This window comes from Amycolatopsis sp. NPDC049691 (assembly GCF_040675005.1).
Lineage (GTDB): Bacteria > Actinomycetota > Actinomycetes > Mycobacteriales > Pseudonocardiaceae > Amycolatopsis.
In genome coordinates, this window is sequence record NZ_JBFANX010000012.1 from 15,414 (window position 1) to 32,795 (window position 17,382).

Below are 17,382 nucleotides of genomic sequence, written 5' to 3' on the forward strand. Positions count from 1 at the left end.
TAACGCAACAGGAGTAGCAGTTGGCAACCGAGATTTCCGGCACCAAGCGCCCGGGCGGCCGTACCGAGCGGACCCGCCTGTCCGCCCTCAACGCCACCTTGGAGCTGCTCGGGGAACGCGGGTACGCCGAGCTGACCGTCGAGGCGGTCGCCGAGCGGTCCGGGGTCCACAAGACGACGCTCTACCGCCGCTGGGAGTCCGCCGAAGGCCTGGTCGCGGCGGCCCTGCTGATGGGCACCGAGCAGGAGTGGACGGCGCCGGACACCGGCTCGCTGGAGGGCGACCTGCGCGGGATCAACCTGGAGCTGGTGCACTACTTCACCTCCCCCGGCGAGCGCGAGCTGCCGACGGCGTCGATCTCGGCGGCGTTCCTCTCGGCCCGCGCGGCGGACGCGCTGCGCGAGTTCTACGTCGACCGCCACGCCCGCTCGGCCGTCGTGGTCGACCGGGCCGTCGAACGCGGCGAGGTCCCGGCGGGCACCGATCCGGTCGAGGTCGTGCGGGTCGCGTGCGGCCCGGTCTTCTACCGCCTGTTCGTCTCCCGCGAAGGCGTGACCCCGCGGGACGCCGGAGTCGCCGCGAAGGCCGCCGCGGCCGCCGCGAAAGCCGGCGCGTTCACCGCAACCGGCGACTGAACCGCCGCTCCTCCAGCGTGACGCGGCCGTCGTCGACCGTCTCGGTCTGGGTGACGCCGTCGTCGACCCAGCCCTGCCGCGCGTAGAAGGCCTTCGCCCGCTCGTTCGTCGACAGCACCCACAGGACGGCGCTGTCCCCGGGCAGCTCTTCGACGACCCGGTCGTGCAGCGCCCGGCCGAGGCCCCGCCCCCAGTGCTCCGGCAGCAGGTACAGCGCGAAGAGCCGGCCGGGACCGAACGCCGCGAACCCCACGACGACGCCGTCCTCCTCGGCGACCAGGACCGAGCCGGCGCCGGTCCCGATGTGCCGGGCCCACGACGCCGCGCGCGACTCGGCCGAGAGCCGGGCGAGGAAGTCCGCCGGGATCAGCCCCGCGTACGCCGCCTGCCAGGACCGCACGTGGACCTCGCCGATCGCGGGTGCGTCGGCCACCGTCGCGGCGCGGATCAACTCTTCTCCAGGTACTCGGCGCGGTCGACGTCGACGACGTCGGCGACCATCTGGGCCAGGCCGCGGTACTTCTTCAGGTCCGGGTCCTTTTCGACGATCTCCTGCGCGCTCGCCCGCGACGCGGCGATCACGTCCTCGTCGCGCAGCAGCGAAAGCAGCTTCAGCGTCGACCGCTTGCCGGACTGCGCGGCGCCGAGGATGTCGCCTTCGCGCCGCAGCTCCAGGTCGAGGCGCGACAGCTCGAAGCCGTCAGTGGTCGACTCGACGGCCGCCAGCCGTTCGCGCGTCGCCGTGCCGTCGAGGGCCTCGGTGACCAGCAGGCACAGCCCGGGCACGCTGCCCCGGCCGACGCGGCCGCGCAGCTGGTGCAGCTGGCTGACGCCGAACCGGTCGGCGTCCATGATCACCATCGCGGTCGCGTTCGGGACGTTGACGCCGACCTCGATCACCGTCGTGGCCACCAGGACATCCAACTGACCCGCGGAGAAGGCCCGCATCACGGCGTCCTTGTCGTCGGGCGGCATCCGGCCGTGCAGCACGCCGATCTTCAGCCCCTGCAGCGCGCCGTGCTCCAGCTCGGGCGCGACGTCGAGGACCGCGAGCGGCGGGCGCTTGTCGCTCTTGTCCGACGGCGGCTCGTCGCCGATCCGCGGGCACACGACGTAGGCCTGGTGCCCCTTGCCGACCTCTTCGCGGACGCGCTGCCAGATCCGCTCGAACCACGCGGGTTTCTCGGCGACCGGCACGACCGTGGTGGAGATCGGCGACCGCCCGACCGGCATCTCCCGCAGCGCCGACACCTCGAGGTCGCCGTACACGGTCATCGCGACCGTGCGCGGGATCGGCGTCGCGGTCATGACGAGCACGTGCGGGCTGGTGTCGCCGGACCCGCGGGTGCGCAGCGCGTCCCGCTGCTCGACGCCGAAGCGGTGCTGCTCGTCGACGACGGCGAGGCCGAGGTCGGCGAACTCGACGTGGTCCTGGATCAGCGCGTGCGTGCCGACGACGATGCCCGCCTCGCCGCTGACGATCTCCAGCAGCGCCTTCTTGCGCTCCTTCGCCCCCATCGACCCGGTCAGCAGCGTGACTTTCGTGGCGTTCTCCGCCGCGCCCAGCTCGCCGGCCTGGCCGAGGTCGCCGAGCATCTCGCGCAGCGACCGGGCGTGCTGGGCGGCGAGGACCTCGGTCGGCGCCAGCATCGCGGCCTGCCGCCCGTTGTCGACGACCTGCAGCATCGCCCGCAGCGCGACGATCGTCTTGCCCGAGCCGACCTCACCCTGCAGCAGCCGGTTCATCGGGTGCTCCGACGCGAGGTCGGCGGCGATCTCGTCGCCGATCCCCCGCTGGCCCGCGGTGAGGTCGAAGGGCAGCCGCTTGTCGAAGGCGTCCAGGATCCCGCCGCTGACGTGCGGGTTCGCCTTCGCCGGCCGCGAGATGGCCGAATGGCGCCGCTGCGCGAAGATCAGCTGGACGGCCATGGCCTCGTCCCACTTCAGCCGCTTCTTCGACGCCTCCAGGTGCGCCCAGTTGCCCGGGCGGTGGATCCCGTGCAGCGCGGTGTCGAGGTCGGACAGCTTGTGCAGCCGCCGCAGCTCCGCGGGCATCGGGTCCTCGTCGACCTCCAGGACGTCGAGGACCTGCCGGACGCACTTGGCGATCGACCAGGTCGGCATGCCCTGCGCCGCCGGGTAGACCGGGATGATCGCGGCGAGGAAGTCGTCCATGGCCTCGTCGGCGCGGTCGGCCTCGAACAGCTCGTACTCGGGATTGGTCAGCTGCAGGGTGTCGCGGAAGGCGGACACCTTGCCGGCGAACAAGCCGTGCTTGCCGGGGACCAGGTCCTTCTCGCGCCAGGCCTGGTTGAAGAAGGCGCAGGTGAGCCGGCGCTTCCCGTCGGTGATCACCATGTCGAGGATGGTCCCGTTGCGGGACTTCATCCGCCGCTTGCTCACCTTTTCGATGCGCGCCAGGACGGTCGCGTGCTCGCCCAGCTCGAGGCCGGCGATGTCGGTGAGCTCGCCGCGCTCGGCGTAGCGGCGGGGGTAGTGGCGGAGCAGGTCGCTGACCGTCTCGATACCCAGCGACGTGGCGAGCGCCTTCGCCGTCTTGGCGCCCAGCAGCAGCGGCAGCTTGTCGCGCAGTCCGGCCATCTCGCTATTCGACTCCCATCAGCAGCACGGCGTCCGCCTGGCCGCTGGCGTAGCCGGCCAGCTCCACCTCCGGGTGCTCCAGCCGCAGCTGCTCCGCCAGCTCCTCGGCGACCCCGGGCGGGGCGTCGGCCCCGCTCAGCACGGTCACCAGCTCGCCGCCGAGCGCCAGCATCCGGTTGAGCACCTTCATCGCGGCGGCGACCAGGTTCGTCTCGGACGCGGGTGCCGGCTCGATCAGCACCACTTCGTCGTCGACCAGGCCGACCACGTCACCGGACTGGGCCCGGCCCACCCAGGTTAGCGACTCCTCCTGCGCGATCCGCAGTTCGCCACGCCTGGTCGCGGCGGCCGCTTCGGCCATCGCGACGACGTCGTCGTTGGTGCGGCGCCCGGCGTCGTGCACGGCGAGGGCGGCCAGCACCTGCACCGGCGAGACGCACGGGATGACCACGACGTCCCGGTCGGCGGCCATCGCGTGCCCGGCCGCGGTGTCGACCGCCGCGGTGAGCTCGACGCTGCCGGGCAGCACGGTGACGTGCCGGCCGGCGGCTTCGTTGAGCAGGCTGATCACGTCTTCGACGCTCGGCGTCTCGCCCTCGGGCACGGCCAGCACGGGGATGCTTTCGGCGCGCAGCAGCTCGGCCAGCGCACCGCCGTGCACGACGGCGACGACCGTGCGGTCGATCCCGCCGCCCGGCTCGATCGGCGTTGGCGTGAGCAGCGGTTCGACGCGGATCCTGCGCGGACGCCCCAGGGCGAGCCCGGCTTCGATGGCGGCGCCGATGTCGGCGCAGTGGACGTGCACGGCGTGGCTGCCCGAGCCGTCGCCGGCGACCGTGACGCTGTCGCCGAGGCCGCTCAGCTCCTTGCGCAGGGTCGGCAGGCTCTGCTCGTCGACGCCGTCGAGCAGGTACATGACCTCCCAGGCGTAGGCCTGCTCCGCCGCGGTGGGCACTGCCAGCGCGTGCTCCCGCTCGATCTCGGCGCCGGTGAGCACGCCGACCAGGGCGTCGAGCACCGCGACGAGCCCGCGCGCGCCGGCGTCGACCACCCCCGCCTTGGCCAGTGCGGGCAGCTGCAGCGGCGTCTTCTCGAGGGCGTGCGCGGCTTCTTCCGCGGCTTTCCGCGCGACCTCGCCGAGGCTGCCCGTGTCCCCGCGCACGGCGAGGGCGACGGCGTGCAGGACGGTCAGGATGGTCCCGGCGACCGGGCGGCTCACGGCACCGGTGGCGACCTCGTCGGCGTGGCCGAGCGCTTTCGCCAGCCACGCGCCGTCCAGCTCGCCTTCGGCGCGGTCCGCGAGCCCGCGCACGACCTGGGAGAGGATGACGCCGGAGTTGCCCTTGGCGGCGGCCACGGCACCGCGGGCGAGGATCTTCAGCGCGCCGGCGGCGTCTTCCGGGGTGGCGGCGGCCAGTTCCGCGGCCGCGCCGGTCATCGTGAAGAGCATGTTGGAGCCGGTGTCGGAGTCGGCGACGGGGTAGACGTTGATCTCGTCGATGGCCGGCCGCAGGCTCGCCAGGCTGTGCACACAACCCGCAGCCCAGGCCGACACCGCCGCCGCGTCCAGCACCCGCACCCCGTAACCTCCTGACCGGTCCGAGGCAGCGTATCGACCCGGTGCGGGGCCTCGCGAAGCCAGTAGTTACTATGGTCGAGTTGCCCAGTGCATCTGGGCTCATTTCTATGACCCAGATCCAAAGGAGTTCGACGTGGCTGCCGTGTGCGACGTCTGTGGCAAGGGACCCGGCTTCGGCAAGTCGGTCTCGCACTCCCACCGCCGTACCAACCGCCGGTGGAACCCGAACATCCAGACCGTCCACGCCAAGGTGGGTGTGTCCCAGCGCAAGCGCCTGAACGTGTGCACCTCGTGCATCAAGGCGGGCAAGGTCGTTCGCGGGTAAGGCGAAACGGAAGGGTGGCGAGTGCTCGCGGAGAGCGCTCGCCATTTTTTTCGCCTTACGCGCCCCCTGGGGGCTTGCCCCCCAGGGGGCGCGTAAGGGGGCAAGCCCCCTGGACCCCCGGCGGGGTCGGCTTGAAAAGTCAGCTCACTTCAGGAAACCGGTCAGCAGGTCCTTGAGGGTTTCCGGGAACTGCAGCACGCCGTGGTCCTGCCCCTCCAGGGTCTCGTGACGCGCGCCCGGCACCGCCGCGGCCGCCGCGCGGGCGCCCGCCTGCAGGGTCTCGTCGCTGGCGCCGCCGCCGATCACCAGCGTCGGGACCGTGATCTTCGCCAGGTTCTCCGCGCGGATCCGGGCACCCGGGCCGCAGATCGTCAGGTCGTACGGCAGCGTGTGCGCCAGCGCCGTGAACCAGCCCCACACCGGGGCCTGCTTCATCCCCTCGACCATCTCCGCCGGCGTGCCCGCCACCTGCAGGAACGTCGCCACCGCGCCGTCGCGGTCCCCCGCCGCGAGCTGGGCCCGCACCTCGTCGACGACGTCACCGCGCGGGTGCTCGTCCGTCGCGTACGGCGGCTCGTACGCCACCACGCGCTCGATCCCGATCCCCGCCGCGGCCGCCTCCAGGGCCAGGACCGCGCCCGACGAGTGCCCGAACACCGACGCCGTCCCGCCCACGTGCGCGATCAGCGCCGCGAGGTCCTCGATCTCGCGCTCCACCGCGTACTCCGGGGCGTCCCCGCTGTCCCCGCGTCCACGGCGGTCGTAAACGATCGTGGTGAAGTCGCCGGCCAGGACCTCGGCCAGGCCCACCGTGGTCGTCCGGTCGTTGAACGCGCCGCCGACCAGGATGACCGGCGGGCCGTCGCCGCGCTGCTCGAAGAAGATGGTCGTGCCGTCGGCCGAAGTGACGTTCATGGGGTGTCCTCCAAGGTTCGTTTACCCCTGGTCGGAGCCGTCACACCGATCCGGACACCGATCGTCAGGGAAGTTTCCAGTCCACCGGCGCCGCGCCCTGCTGCTCCAGGAGCTGGTTGGCCCGGCTGAACGGCCGGGACCCGAAGAAGCCGTTGTGCGCCGAGAGCGGGCTCGGGTGCGCGGACTCGATGCACGGGACGTCACCCAGCATCGGGCGCAGGTTGCGGGCGTTGCGGCCCCACAGGATCGCCACCATCGGCTCCGACCGGGCCGCGAGGGCCTTGATCGCCTGCTCGGTGACCGCCTCCCAGCCCTTGCCCTGGTGCGAGTTGGACTTCCCGGGCTGCACGGTCAGCGACCGGTTGAGCAGCAGCACGCCCTGGTCGGCCCACGGCGTCAGATCGCCGTTGGACGGCAGCGGGTGACCGAGGTCGTCGCAGTACTCCTTGTAGATGTTGACCAGGCTCTTCGGGATCGGCCGGACGTCCGGCGCCACCGAGAAGCTCAGGCCCACCGCGTGCCCGGGGGTCGGGTACGGGTCCTGGCCGACGATCAGCACCCGCACGTCGTGGAACGGCTGCTTGAACGCCCGCAGCACGTGCTCACCCGCCGGCAGGTAGGTCCGGCCCGCGGCGATCTCCGCGCGGAGGAACTCCCCCATCGCGGCGACCTGCGGCGCCACCGGTTCGAGGGCTTTCGCCCAGCCTGCCTCGACGATGTCCTGCAGCGGTCGTGCGGTCACGGCGCGCAAGCCTACCGGGCGTGGCCGACGTCACCCGAGCGGGTCGAGCCGCCTCAGCTCCGCCTTGAACCGGCGGCCCCGCTCGACGTAGGAGTCGACCACCAGCGCGATGTTCTCCGCGCTGAACGACTTGTTCTCCCGCGTCTTCCCCGGCACGCCCAGCGCGATCTCGCCGGTCTTGACGTGGGAGCCGTACGAGAGCACCGCGCCCGCGCCGACCATGCCGCCGTCCTCGATCACCGAACCGTTCAGCACCACCGCACCGGACGCGATCAGGCAGCCGGTGCCGATCGTCGCGCCCTCCACGTGCACCGCGTGCCCGATCGCCGACGACGGCCCGAGGATCGTCGGGTGCCGCTCGGTGCAGTGCAGGACGCAGCCGTCCTGGACGTTCGAGCGCTCACCGATCTCGATGTAGCCGTGGTCGCCGCGCAGCACGGTCTGCGGCCACACCGACGCGTGCGCGCCGATCCGGACGTCGCCGATCACCGTCGCGTCCGGGTGGACGTAGGCGTCGGGGTGGATCGTCGGTTCGAGCGAACCGAGTGCGTAGATCGGCATGCCGCCTCCGAGTGACTGCGGTTTCACGTGCCCTGCGATTGGATCACGGCATTGCCGTGAAGCAGAAAACCAGCCCGCTCGTGCTCCTCCTCGTCGTGCTGACGTGGCTGCTCAGCCTGCCCACGGCGTCCCCCGCACTCGCCAACGGCCTGGCCGGGACGCCGCCGATGGGCTGGAACAGCTGGAACCAGGTCCGCTGCTACGACCTCACCGAAGACGTGGTCAAGAAGGCAGCCGACGCGCTCGCGGACACCGGCCTGCGTGACGCGGGTTACAAGTACGTCGTGGTCGACGACTGCTGGCAGGCGCCCGCGCGCGCCGCCGACGGCTCCCTGCGGCCGGACCCGAAGCGGTTCCCGCACGGCATCGCCGACCTGGCCGACTACGTCCATTCGCGCGGCCTGCTGTTCGGCATCTACGCCGTACCCGGCAGCCGCACCTGCGCCATGGCCAACGACGCCTACCCCGCGTCCGGCATCGGCTCGCTCGGCCACGAACGCCAGGACGCCGAGACGTTCGGCCGCTGGGGTGTCGACTACCTCAAGTACGACTGGTGCAACGCCGACACCGTCGACGGCCTCGACCGCAAGGCCGCGTTCGAGAAGATGCGCGACGAACTGGCCGCGCTGCCCCGCCCGATCGTCTACGCGATCTCCGAGTACGGCGTCTCCAGCCCGTGGACCTGGGCGCGGCCGGTGGCGAACCTGTGGCGCACCACCTACGACCTGGTCCCGACCTGGGACTCGGTGCTCGCGACGATCGACCAGCAGGCCGCCGTCGCCGTGCACAGCGGCGGCCCGGGCGGCTGGAACGACCCGGACATGCTGCAGGTCGGCAACGGCACGCTGACCGCCGACGAGGCCCGCGCGCACTTCAGCGTCTGGGCCGTGCTGAACGCGCCGCTGTTCGCCGGCACCGACCCGGCGAAGCTGCGCGGTACCGACCTCGCGACGCTCGGCAACCCCGAGGCGATCGCCGTCGACCAGGACTTCGCGGGCGGTCAGGGCCGCCGGCTCGACGCCGGGCCCGGCTACCAGGTGTGGGGGAAACCGCTTACCGGCGGCGGGTTCGCGGTGGTGCTGCTCAACACCGGCAGCACCACCGCGACCGTCTCCGCGTCGATCCCCGGCTCGTGGAACGTCCGGGATCTCTGGGCCCACCAGGACACCGGCACCGGCGTCTCGGCGTCACTGCGGCCGCATCAGGCGGCCCTGCTGAAGCTCACACCGAGGTGAGGTCCTTGCCGAAGCACTGGCTTCCCGGCTCGTTCTTGTAGAGACCGAACTTCGGGATCTCGGCGTACCCGGACGACGTGTACAGCGCGATGGCTTCCGGCTGCTTGGTCCCGGTTTCCAGGACCGCGCGCTTGCGGCCGCACAACGCCGCCGTGCGTTCCAGTTCGAACAGGATCATCCGCGCGAAGCCGCGGCCGCGCGCCGAGTCGGCGACGTACATCCGCTTGAACTCGGCGTCGCCCTCCCGGAAATCCGGCTCGGGGCCGTCGTGGGCGCGCCACGCCCCGCAGGCGACGGCCTCGTCGCCCTGGTAGCCGACGAGGAACAGGCCCTGCGGCGGGTCGAAGTCCGCCGGGCTCATCGGCGTGGCGTCCTCGCCGCCATAGCGCTCGACGTACACCTGCTGCACCGCCGCCATGAGTTTGGCCGCGTCGGGGTGGTCGTAGGGAACTGGAACGATTCTCACGCTTCCGAAGCCTAGATCAGCGCCAGTGCGTCCAGCCGCCTTCTCGCGAAAACGGTTTCCCGTCCACGGTGATCCCGGAGTCGGCCATCGTGACGACGCCGATCGTGCGCCAGCCGTCGGGGAGTTCGGTGAACGGCGGGAAGGTCGCCGCGAGGGCGTGGTCTTCGCCACCGGTGAGGACCCAGTCGAGGGGGTCGGCGCCCAGCGCGGCGCCGACTTCGGTGAGCCGGGCCGGGATGTCGAGGTCGGCGGTGCGGACGTCGATGCCGACGCCGGACGCCTCCCCGATGTGCCCGAGGTCGGCGAGCAGGCCGTCGGAGACGTCGATCATGGCCGTGGCCCCGGCCAGCGCCGCGCGCGGGCCGGCTTCGTAGGGCGGTTCCGGGCAGCGCTGGGCGTTGACGACGCCGACCGGGGAGCGGAACCCGCGCCCGAGCACGGCCAGGCCGGCCGCGGCCCAGCCGAGCCGCCCGTTCACCGCGAGGACGTCGCCGGGCCGGGCACCCGAGCGCGTCACCGGCTCGCGGTCGCCGAGGTCGCCCAACGCGGTGACGCTGATCACGAGCTGGTCGGCGCGGACCATGTCGCCGCCGGAGACGCCGACGCCGGCGCGTTCGGCTTCGGCCCACATGCCGTCCGCGAGGCCGGTGACGACCTCGCGCGGGGTGTCGGGCGGGCAGGCGAGCCCGACCAGGACGGTGGTCGGGGTGGCACCCATGGCGGCGATGTCGGCCAGGTTCACCGCGACGGCCTTGCGCCCGACGTACTCGGGCGGCGACCAGTCGAGCCGGAAGTGGACGCCCTGGACGAGCACGTCGGTGCTGGCGACCACGCGGCCGTCGGGGGCGGCGACGACGGCGGCGTCGTCGCCCGGGCCGAGCAGGGTGCCCGGGGGCTGGCGCCGTCCTTCGGTGACGGCGCGGATGAGCGCGAACTCGCCGGTCTCGGCGACCGTTCCGTCGTTCGGTGACACCGGTCACCTCTGCTTTCTCTACCGGGACAAAGGTCGATCACCGATAGTCGGATGCCCTATGTTTTTCGATGAGCTGGCGATACGTTGCTGATGACGTTCCTACCTTGAGCCGATCGATCCCGACGAAAGGGCGCGCCGTGGTCCACGCATACATCCTCATCCAGACCGAGGTCGGCAAGGCGGCCGCGGTGGCTGCCGAGATCTCCAGCATCCCGGGTGTGACCAGCTCGGAGGACGTCACCGGACCGTACGACGTGATCGTCCGCGCGGCGGCCGACAACGTGGACCAGCTCGGCCAGCTCGTGGTCGCGAAGGTGCAGAACGTGGAGGGCATCACGCGGACGCTGACCTGCCCGGTCGTCCACCTCTGACCAGTGGTGTAGTTGGGGGGTGCCTGACTCCGACACCGGTGCTCCGCCCAGGGTGGTCCTCGTCACCGCGGCCGCGCTCGCCGTGGCCCTGGCGGTCGCCGTCGCCGTCTTCGCGGTGACCCAGCGATCCTCCTCGGACGACGTGGGTCCGCTGCCGTTGGTTCCCGTGCCGGCGCCTTTTGCGGCCTCCCCGGGCTGCACGACCCTGCTGGGCGCGATGCCCGCGGAGCTGACGTCGAACGGGAAGTCCCTCAAGGTCCGTGAGCTGGCGGCCCCCGCGCCGCCGGCGACGGTGGCCTGGGGCGCGGACGACCCGCTGGTGCTGCGGTGCGGGCTGAACCGGCCCCCGGAGCTGACGCCGACGGCGGCGTTGCGCCTGGTGAACGGCGTCCAGTGGCTGCAGGTGCCGGGCGAGGGCGCGTCGACGTGGTACGTCGTGGACCGCGAGGTCTACGCGGCGCTGACCGTGCCCGACAGCGCCGGGACCGGCCCGCTGCAGACGATCTCGGACACCGTGGCGGCGAAGCTGCCGGCCAAGCCGCTGAAGTTCTAGCGGAGTCCGGTTCCGCGCGCGATCGCCGTGTCGATGAGCGTGGTCAGCAGCGTCGGGTAGTCCACGCCGGTGACCTCCCACATCTTCGGGTAGGCGGACTTCGTCGTGAAGCCGGGCATGGTGTTGACCTCGTTGATGGTCAGCTCGCCGTCGGCGCCGACGAAGAAGTCGACGCGGGCGAGGCCCTGGCAGTCGAGCGCGTGGAAGGCCCGCACCGCCATCGCGCGCAGCTTTTCGGTGAGGGCGTCGTCGATCTTGGCGGGGATGTCGAGCTCGGCGTCGTCGCCGAGGTACTTGGTTTCGAAGTCGTACCAAGCGTTTTCGTCTTCGGACAGGACGCGGATCTCGGCGGGCAGCGACGCTTCGACGTGCCCGTCCGGGAATTCGAGGACCCCGCACTCGACCTCGCGCCCGACGACGGCGGCCTCGACGAGGACCTTGGGATCGGTGGCGCGCGCGAACTCGATGGCGGCGTCGAGGTCGTCCCACGACGTCACGCGGCTGATCCCGACGGACGACCCGGCGCGCGAGGGCTTGACGAAGACGGGCAGGCCGAGCTTGACCCGGTCGGCTTCGTCCAAAGTGGACTGACCGCGCTTGAGGGCGGTGAAGGTGCCGACCGGAAGTCCTTCGGCGGCCAGGAGTTTCTTCGCGGTCTCCTTGTCCATGGCGGCGGCACTGGCGAGCACGCCGGGGCCGACGTACGGGATGCCGGCGAGCTCGAGCAGGCCCTGGATGGTGCCGTCTTCGCCGAAGGCGCCGTGCAGCACGGGGAAGACGACGTCCACCTGCGAGAGGAGTTCGCTTTCCCGCCCGGGTTCGACGGCGACGAGCCCCCGGCTGGAGGGATCGCCGGCGAGGACGAGGCCCTTGCCGTCGTCGACCGAGGGCAGTTCGCGGCCGCGGATGGCGAGCTGGGCGGAGTCGCCGGTGCCGAGCACCCAGCGGCCTTCCCGGGTGATGCCGACGGGAACCGCCTCGAACCGCGCCGGATCGAGGTTCCCGAGGACGCTGCCGGCGGACAGGCAGGAGATGGTGTGCTCGCTGCTGCGCCCGCCGAACACGACAGCCACCCGGATCTTCTCGCTCATGGTGAGCCACCGTACCCGGTGACCTCGCGGAACAGCCGAGCCCGGTGCGACGGACGGCGCCGCCCGAGCGGCGAGCGCAACCCGCGGGGGCCTTGGCACGTCCGGTACATCGAGGGGCCGGTGGGCCCGGGCCGGACCCCGCCCTCCCTGGGGGCTCACCGCCACTTCGAGCGTATCGCCCAGCACCGACGCAAAACCGCGGAAAAGCCGCCGGCTGGGCCAGGTTGTCCACATCACGGCGGTCCTGTGGACAACCGCTGCTCTTCCGGCCGCGGACCGGAGGGTGGCGGCGCGAGCGGCGAGCAGGCGGCGCAGGTCGCGGACCGGCTCCGGCTCGGCGCGGCGGCAATCCGCTCATCCCGGCACAGGCACCCGGTGGTCCAGCCGGGCGGCAAGCAGGCGGCGGCAGGCGACGGCCCGGGCAACAGACAGGCGGCGCAGATCGAGGACCGGCTCGGACTCGGAGCGGCGGCGATCCGCGCATCCCGGCCCCGGACAGGCTGCGGCGCAAGCGGCGCAGCCTGCGGGCGATGAGCACCGGGCAGCGGGCACCGGGCACCGGGCACCGGGCACCGGGCACCGGGTACCGGGCACCGGGTACCGGGCACCGGGTACCGGGCACCGGGTACCGGGCACCGGGTACCGGGCACCGGGTACCGGGCACCGGACTGCCGGCGACGAGCAGCGGGCAGCCGGCGGCAGGCAGGCAGGCAGGCAGGCAGGCAGGCGGCGGCGCGGGCAGCAGGCAGGCGGCGCAGGTCGCGAACCGGCTCGGGCTCGGGGCGGCGGCGATCAGCGCGGTCCCGGCCCCGGGCCGGCTGCGGCGCAAGCGGCGCAGCCGGCGGGCGACGGGCAGCGGACACCGGGCAGCGGACTGCCGGCGACGAGCAGCGGGCAGCGGGCAGCAGGCGGCGGCAGGCGGCGCGGGCACCGGGCAACCGACACCAGGCACCAGGCACCAGGCACCAGGCCAAGAGAACCTCAGCGAAGCAAAGAAACCAACGTCGGCAACGCCGCCACCAACGCTTCCCGAGAACACCCCGCGTACCCGATCGCCACCCCGTGCGCCGTCGGCTCGTCCGCGAAGTGCCGCGCCAGCCCGTCCAGCCGGATCCCCCGCCGCTCGGCCGATGCGATCACCGACTCCTCCACCGAAGCCGACGAGAACGGCACCACCAGGTGCGCCCCGGCGTCGTCGCCCCGGATGGGGATCCCGGCCGACGACAAAGCCCCGGCCAGCAACGTTCGCCGCTCCGCCATCTCGCGTCGCAGCTTGCGCAGGTGCCTGCCCAGGTCGCCGTTCCGCGCGAACTCGTACAACACCCGCTGCCCCGCCGGCGAAGGGCGCGTCCCCGTCGAATCCCGGTACGCCAGGACCGCCGACGTGATCGCCTCCGGGGCCACCATCCAGCCCGCCCCCAGCGTCGGGGTGAGGATCTTCGACGTCGTCCCCAGGTGCGCCACCACGTCCGGTGCCAGCGAAGCCAGCATCGGCAACGGCGCCACGTCGAACCGCAGCTCGCCGTCGTAGTCGTCCTCGATCACCAGCATCCCGGACGAGCGCGCCAGCTCCACCAGCGATACCCGCCGCGCCGCGGAGAGCCTGCTGCCCATCGGGTACTGGTGCGCCGGCGAGCAGTACACCGCCCGCGCGCCCGCCGGGATCGCGGAGGGCCGCAACCCCTCGTCGTCCACCGGCACGCCCACCACCCGCATGCCCGCCCGGCGGAACGCCTGCACCGCGCGCTGGTAGCCCGGCTCCTCGACCGCGACGACGTCCCCGCGCTCCAGCACCGCCGCCGCCAGCTCGACGACCGCCGCCGTCGTGCCGCCCGTCGCCAGCACCGAGCCCGCCGCCAGCCCGCGGTGGCGCAGCAGGTGCTCCGACACCGCCGCGCGGTACTCCGGCAGCCCCGCCCGGTGCGCCCGGACCAGGGGATCCGGGTCGGCCGCGGCCCGCCACGCGCGGCGCCAGGCCGCGCGGTCCAGACCGTCCGCCCACGGCGTCCCCGGCCCGAGGTCGAGCAGCACCGGCGCGGCGGCCTCGGGCGCCGGGACGGCGGGCGCCGGCACCTCCGAAGCCGAGAAGGACGGCGGCGTCGTCACGTACGTGCCGGAGCCGTGCCGCCCGGCGATCCAGCCCTCGGCGTGCAGCTGCTCGTAGGCCGCCGACGTCACCGTGCGGCTGACGCCGAGCCGGCCGGCCAGCGCCCGCGTCGACGGCAGCCGGTCACCCCCGCGCAGGTGCCCGGTCGCGGCGGCTTCGCGCAGCGCGTCGGCGAGCTGGACGGCCAGCGGCGTCACCGCCGACCGGTCGAGGCTGACCGGGAGCGCGGTGTCGGCGTGGGTCACGGGAAGCCTCCCCGAAGTCGAGTGGACTTCCCAAGTGTACGAGAAGTGGACGTTTTCCGATGCCACTGCGCTGGGAGACGCTGGTCGCATGCTGTCCACCACGCCCCGCACCACGCTCGGCCGCAAGAAGCACCGCGCCGTGACCGACCGCTCGGCGCTGCACGCCGTCCTCGACGAAGGCCTGATCTGCCACCTCGGCATCGTCCGCGACGGCGCGCCCGTCGTCCTGCCGACCGGTTACGGCCGCGACGGCGACACGCTCTACCTGCACGGCTCCACCGGCGCGGCGAGCCTCCGCACGGCGGCGCGGGACCTCGACGTCTGCGTCACGGTGACGCTCCTCGACGGCATCGTCTACTCGCGCTCGGTGAACAACCACTCGATGAACTACCGCAGCGCGGTGATCTTCGGGAAGGCGAGGCCGGTGCTCGACGCCGAAGCCAAGATGCACGGCCTCAAGGTGCTCACCGACCACCTCGCGCCGGGCTCGTGGGAGCACGCGCGCGAGGTCAACGCGAAGGAGTTCGCCGCGGTCAGCGTGCTCGCGCTCGACCTCGCCGAGGCGTCGGTGAAGATGCGCGCCGAGGGCCCGGACGACGAGCCGGAGGACCTCGAGGCCGATGCTGCCTGGGCGGGCGTCCTCCCGGTGCGGACGGTCTTCGGCGCGCCCGAGCCGTCCGAAGACCTCTCCCCCGGCTGGCAGGTCCCGCCGCACGTCACCGCGCGAGCGGCAACCGGACCGTGAAGGTCGTCCGGCCCGGCTCCGAGGACACCGTGACCGTGCCGCCGTGCGCCGTCACCAGGGACTGGACCACCGACAGCCCGAGCCCGGTGCCGCCGTTGCCGCGGGTGCGCGAGTCGTCGACGCGGAAGAACCGGTCGAAGATCCGCTCCTGATCGGCCACGGCGATCCCGGGTCCGGCGTCACGGACCTCGACCACCGCCTCGCCGGCCGAAGCAGCCACCGAGACGTGCACCGCGGTCCCCGGCGGGGTGTGCACGGCGGCGTTGGCCAGCAGGTTGTCGAGCACCTGCCGCAGCCGCAGCGGGTCCGCGGAAACGACCGCCGTCGCGAGCGAAGAGGAGACCGGGTGGTCGGGCCGCCCGGCCGCGAACGCGTCCACCGCGTCCCCGGCCAGCTCGGCGAGATCGACGCGCTCGGGCCGCAACGGCGTCTCGGTGGCCCGCGCGTCGAGCCGCGCCAGCAGCAGCAGGTCGTCGACCAACACGCTCATCCGAGCCGTCTCCGAACGGATCTTCGCCAGGTGCGCCTCCCGCTCCGCCGGCTCGTTCGCCGCCGCGTAGCGGAAGAGGTCGGCGTAGCCGCGGATCGACGTCAGCGGCGTGCGCAGCTCGTGGGAGGCGTCCGCGACGAACCGGCGCAGCCGCTCGTTCGCCTCGGTCTTCGCGGCGAGGGACGTGTCGATGTGGGCCAGCATCACGTTGAACGCCGTCCGCAGCTCCTCGACCTCGGCGCCGCCGCCGGTGCCCGCCGCGCGCACCGGCAGGTCGGCGTTCGCCGTCAGGTCGTGGGACGCGATGTCGTGCGCGGTGCCCGCCATGTCGGCCAGCGGGCGCAGGCCGCGGCGCAGCACCAGCCGCCCGACGACCACCAGCACGGCCAGCGCGAACGTGAACGCGCCGACCTCGACCCAGACCAGCTGCCGCACCGTCCCCTCGAGGTCCTTCTGCGGGGCCGCCGACAGCAGCACCGACCCGTTGTCGACCGGGCACGCGCGCACCCGGTACGGCCCGTCGTCGGACAGGTAGATCGTGCGGGTGACGTCGCCGTCCACCGCGTCGGCGGCGATCTTCGCCAGCGGCTTGGCGTCGCCGGGCAGCTGACCGCCCGGCTCGGGCGTCGCGACGCCGTCGCGCACCTTGTACAGCGCCGAGTACCACGAGTAGACCGACTGCGGCGAGCCGTGCGTCTCCCGCAGCTGCGGCAGCTGGGTGTTCTGGCTCTTGGACAGCTGCTCGTCGAGCCGCCGGTCGAGGTAGCCGTGCATGATCCCGACCGTCGTGACGCCGACGGCCGCGAACACGACCAGCGCGAGCGCGCCGAGGCCGAGCGTGATCCGGGTGCCCAGCCGCGTGCGCTGCCAGGCCCCGTACCACTTCGCGAAGAAGGCTTTCACCGGTTGGCCTGGCGCACGACGTACCCGACGCCGCGCACGGTGTGGATCAGCGGTTCGCCGTCGCCCGCGTCGACCTTGCGCCGCAGGTGCGAGATGACCAGTTCGACCACATTGGACCGGCCGCCGAAGTCGTACTCCCAGACGTGGTCGAGGATCTGCGCCTTCGTCAGCACCGACGGCGAGCGCCGCATGAGGTAGCGCAGCAGCTCGTACTCGGTCGGGGTCAGCTCGGCCGGGCGGTCGCCGCGCCGGACCTCGCGGGTGTCCTCGTCCAGCGTCAGGTCCCCGACACGCAGCACCGCGCCGCGCGCCGCGGCGGGCACCCCGCCGTGGCTGCGCCGCAGCACCGCCCGCAGCCGGGCCATCAGCTCCTCGACGGAAAACGGTTTCACGAGGTAGTCGTCGCCCCCGCGGGTGAGCCCGGCCACCCGGTCGGCCGTCGCGTCCTTGGCCGTGAGGAAGACCACGGGGACCGCGCTGCCGTTCTCCCGCAGGCGGTCGAGCACGGTGAAGCCGTCGAGGTCGGGCAGCATCAGGTCGAGCACGACGATGTCCGGCCCGAACTCGGCGGCCCGGCTCAGCGCGGCCTTCCCGGACCCGGCCGTGACCGCGTGCCAGCCCTCGTACCGGGCGACGGTGGCGACGAGGTCGGCGATGTGCGGCTCGTCGTCGACGACGAGCAGGCGGACGGGCTCGGCAGGCTGCACCACCCCATCTTCTCCCGGCGCGCGCGTGCTCGGCGAGCGGTGGCGCGGGCCGACAGGAATCCGACAGCCGGTACCCAGACTCGCCACAGGGTCCGTGGCGAGGCTGGCCTTCGTGAACCGAAACCGAAGGGGATCCGT

18 protein-coding genes are annotated in these 17,382 nt (G+C 72.8%); 6 read left to right on the top strand and 12 right to left on the bottom strand.

Annotation, left to right across the window (positions count from 1 at the left end; all coding sequences use genetic code 11):
• Positions 1–20 precede the first annotated feature (20 nt).
• A complete protein-coding gene (locus AB0J40_RS26040; protein ID WP_364457348.1) occupies positions 21–635 on the top strand; it encodes a TetR/AcrR family transcriptional regulator in 615 nt (204 codons plus the stop codon).
• Here the strand turns inward: AB0J40_RS26040 and AB0J40_RS26045 are convergent.
• Genes AB0J40_RS26045 through AB0J40_RS26055 form a run of 3 tightly spaced genes read right to left on the bottom strand, consistent with a single transcriptional unit; the run spans position 616 to position 4,815 of the window.
• Positions 616–1,086, bottom strand: a complete 471-nt coding sequence (locus AB0J40_RS26045) for a GNAT family N-acetyltransferase (protein ID WP_364457349.1) — start codon at positions 1,084–1,086, stop codon at positions 616–618. The two genes, AB0J40_RS26040 and AB0J40_RS26045, sit on opposite strands and share 20 nt — an antisense overlap.
• Positions 1,083–3,236 (bottom strand): ATP-dependent DNA helicase RecG, encoded by a 2,154-nt coding sequence (gene recG / locus AB0J40_RS26050; RefSeq protein WP_364457351.1) that lies wholly within the window; start codon positions 3,234–3,236, stop codon positions 1,083–1,085. The genes AB0J40_RS26045 and recG overlap by 4 nt, the downstream gene beginning before the upstream one ends.
• A gap of 4 nt (positions 3,237–3,240) precedes the next feature.
• A complete protein-coding gene (locus AB0J40_RS26055) occupies positions 3,241–4,815 on the bottom strand; it encodes a DAK2 domain-containing protein (RefSeq protein WP_364457353.1) in 1,575 nt (524 codons plus the stop codon).
• Positions 4,816–4,948: 133 nt separating this feature from the next.
• On the opposite strand from AB0J40_RS26055, the gene rpmB reads away from it, so the two are divergent.
• Positions 4,949–5,140, top strand: a complete 192-nt coding sequence (gene rpmB, locus AB0J40_RS26060) for a 50S ribosomal protein L28 (RefSeq protein ID WP_003091970.1) — start codon at positions 4,949–4,951, stop codon at positions 5,138–5,140.
• Positions 5,141–5,284: 144 nt separating this feature from the next.
• Here the strand turns inward: rpmB and AB0J40_RS26065 are convergent, their stop codons facing one another.
• From AB0J40_RS26065 to AB0J40_RS26075, 3 genes are all read right to left on the bottom strand, one after another.
• On the bottom strand, positions 5,285–6,055 hold the full coding sequence (locus AB0J40_RS26065; RefSeq protein ID WP_364457355.1) for an alpha/beta hydrolase: 771 nt from the start codon (positions 6,053–6,055) through the stop codon (positions 5,285–5,287).
• Positions 6,056–6,119: 64 nt separating this feature from the next.
• Positions 6,120–6,797, bottom strand: coding sequence for a uracil-DNA glycosylase (locus AB0J40_RS26070; RefSeq protein WP_364457357.1), 678 nt, complete (start codon positions 6,795–6,797; stop codon positions 6,120–6,122).
• 30 nt (positions 6,798–6,827) lie between these two features.
• Complete coding sequence (locus AB0J40_RS26075) at positions 6,828–7,358, bottom strand: gamma carbonic anhydrase family protein (protein WP_364457359.1); 531 nt, start codon at positions 7,356–7,358, stop codon at positions 6,828–6,830.
• Positions 7,359–7,414: 56 nt separating this feature from the next.
• On the opposite strand from AB0J40_RS26075, the gene AB0J40_RS26080 reads away from it, so the two are divergent.
• Positions 7,415–8,593, top strand: coding sequence for a glycoside hydrolase family 27 protein (locus AB0J40_RS26080; protein WP_364457361.1), 1,179 nt, complete (start codon positions 7,415–7,417; stop codon positions 8,591–8,593).
• On the opposite strand, the gene AB0J40_RS26085 is transcribed toward AB0J40_RS26080, so the two are convergent.
• Together AB0J40_RS26085 and AB0J40_RS26090 are read right to left on the bottom strand one after the other, a co-directional pair.
• Positions 8,580–9,059: a GNAT family N-acetyltransferase gene (locus AB0J40_RS26085; RefSeq protein ID WP_364457363.1), complete on the bottom strand. Its 480-nt coding sequence runs from the start codon at positions 9,057–9,059 to the stop codon at positions 8,580–8,582. The two genes, AB0J40_RS26080 and AB0J40_RS26085, sit on opposite strands and share 14 nt — an antisense overlap.
• A 16-nt stretch (positions 9,060–9,075) precedes the next feature.
• Positions 9,076–10,032 (bottom strand): thiamine-phosphate kinase, encoded by a 957-nt coding sequence (locus AB0J40_RS26090; protein WP_364457364.1) that lies wholly within the window; start codon positions 10,030–10,032, stop codon positions 9,076–9,078.
• Between the two features lie 137 nt (positions 10,033–10,169).
• Here AB0J40_RS26090 and AB0J40_RS26095 point away from each other — a divergent pair, with 137 nt between their 5' ends.
• Together AB0J40_RS26095 and AB0J40_RS26100 are read left to right on the top strand one after the other, a co-directional pair.
• Positions 10,170–10,403: an Lrp/AsnC ligand binding domain-containing protein gene (locus tag AB0J40_RS26095; protein ID WP_003091994.1), complete on the top strand. Its 234-nt coding sequence runs from the start codon at positions 10,170–10,172 to the stop codon at positions 10,401–10,403.
• A 19-nt stretch (positions 10,404–10,422) separates the two neighbouring features.
• Positions 10,423–10,956, top strand: coding sequence for a DUF3515 domain-containing protein (locus AB0J40_RS26100; protein ID WP_364457366.1), 534 nt, complete (start codon positions 10,423–10,425; stop codon positions 10,954–10,956).
• On the opposite strand, the gene AB0J40_RS26105 is transcribed toward AB0J40_RS26100, so the two are convergent.
• Complete coding sequence (locus AB0J40_RS26105; protein WP_364457368.1) at positions 10,953–12,047, bottom strand: D-alanine--D-alanine ligase family protein; 1,095 nt, start codon at positions 12,045–12,047, stop codon at positions 10,953–10,955. The two genes, AB0J40_RS26100 and AB0J40_RS26105, sit on opposite strands and share 4 nt — an antisense overlap.
• A gap of 981 nt (positions 12,048–13,028) precedes the next feature.
• Complete coding sequence (locus tag AB0J40_RS26110) at positions 13,029–14,399, bottom strand: PLP-dependent aminotransferase family protein (RefSeq protein WP_364457370.1); 1,371 nt, start codon at positions 14,397–14,399, stop codon at positions 13,029–13,031.
• 88 nt (positions 14,400–14,487) lie between these two features.
• On the opposite strand from AB0J40_RS26110, the gene AB0J40_RS26115 reads away from it, so the two are divergent.
• On the top strand, positions 14,488–15,144 hold the full coding sequence (locus tag AB0J40_RS26115; protein ID WP_364457372.1) for a pyridoxamine 5'-phosphate oxidase family protein: 657 nt from the start codon (positions 14,488–14,490) through the stop codon (positions 15,142–15,144).
• Here AB0J40_RS26115 and AB0J40_RS26120 read toward each other — a convergent pair.
• Together AB0J40_RS26120 and AB0J40_RS26125 are read right to left on the bottom strand one after the other, a co-directional pair.
• A complete protein-coding gene (locus AB0J40_RS26120; protein WP_364457374.1) occupies positions 15,116–16,537 on the bottom strand; it encodes an ATP-binding protein in 1,422 nt (473 codons plus the stop codon). The two genes, AB0J40_RS26115 and AB0J40_RS26120, sit on opposite strands and share 29 nt — an antisense overlap.
• Positions 16,534–17,244 carry a response regulator transcription factor gene (locus AB0J40_RS26125; RefSeq protein WP_364457376.1) on the bottom strand — a complete coding sequence of 237 codons (711 nt, stop codon included), beginning with the start codon at positions 17,242–17,244 and terminating at the stop codon, positions 16,534–16,536. Before AB0J40_RS26125 ends, AB0J40_RS26120 begins: the two co-directional genes overlap by 4 nt.
• Positions 17,245–17,382 lie beyond the last annotated feature (138 nt).

Coding starts and splice junctions, on each gene's coding strand:
- recG (WP_364457351.1), bottom strand. CDS start 3,236: ATGGCCGGACTGCGCGACAAGCTGCCGCTGCTGCTGGGCGCCAAGACG.
- AB0J40_RS26075 (WP_364457359.1), bottom strand. CDS start 7,358: ATGCCGATCTACGCACTCGGTTCGCTCGAACCGACGATCCACCCCGAC.
- AB0J40_RS26115 (WP_364457372.1), top strand. CDS start 14,488: ATGCTGTCCACCACGCCCCGCACCACGCTCGGCCGCAAGAAGCACCGC.
- AB0J40_RS26105 (WP_364457368.1), bottom strand. CDS start 12,047: ATGAGCGAGAAGATCCGGGTGGCTGTCGTGTTCGGCGGGCGCAGCAGC.
- AB0J40_RS26065 (WP_364457355.1), bottom strand. CDS start 6,055: ATGAACGTCACTTCGGCCGACGGCACGACCATCTTCTTCGAGCAGCGC.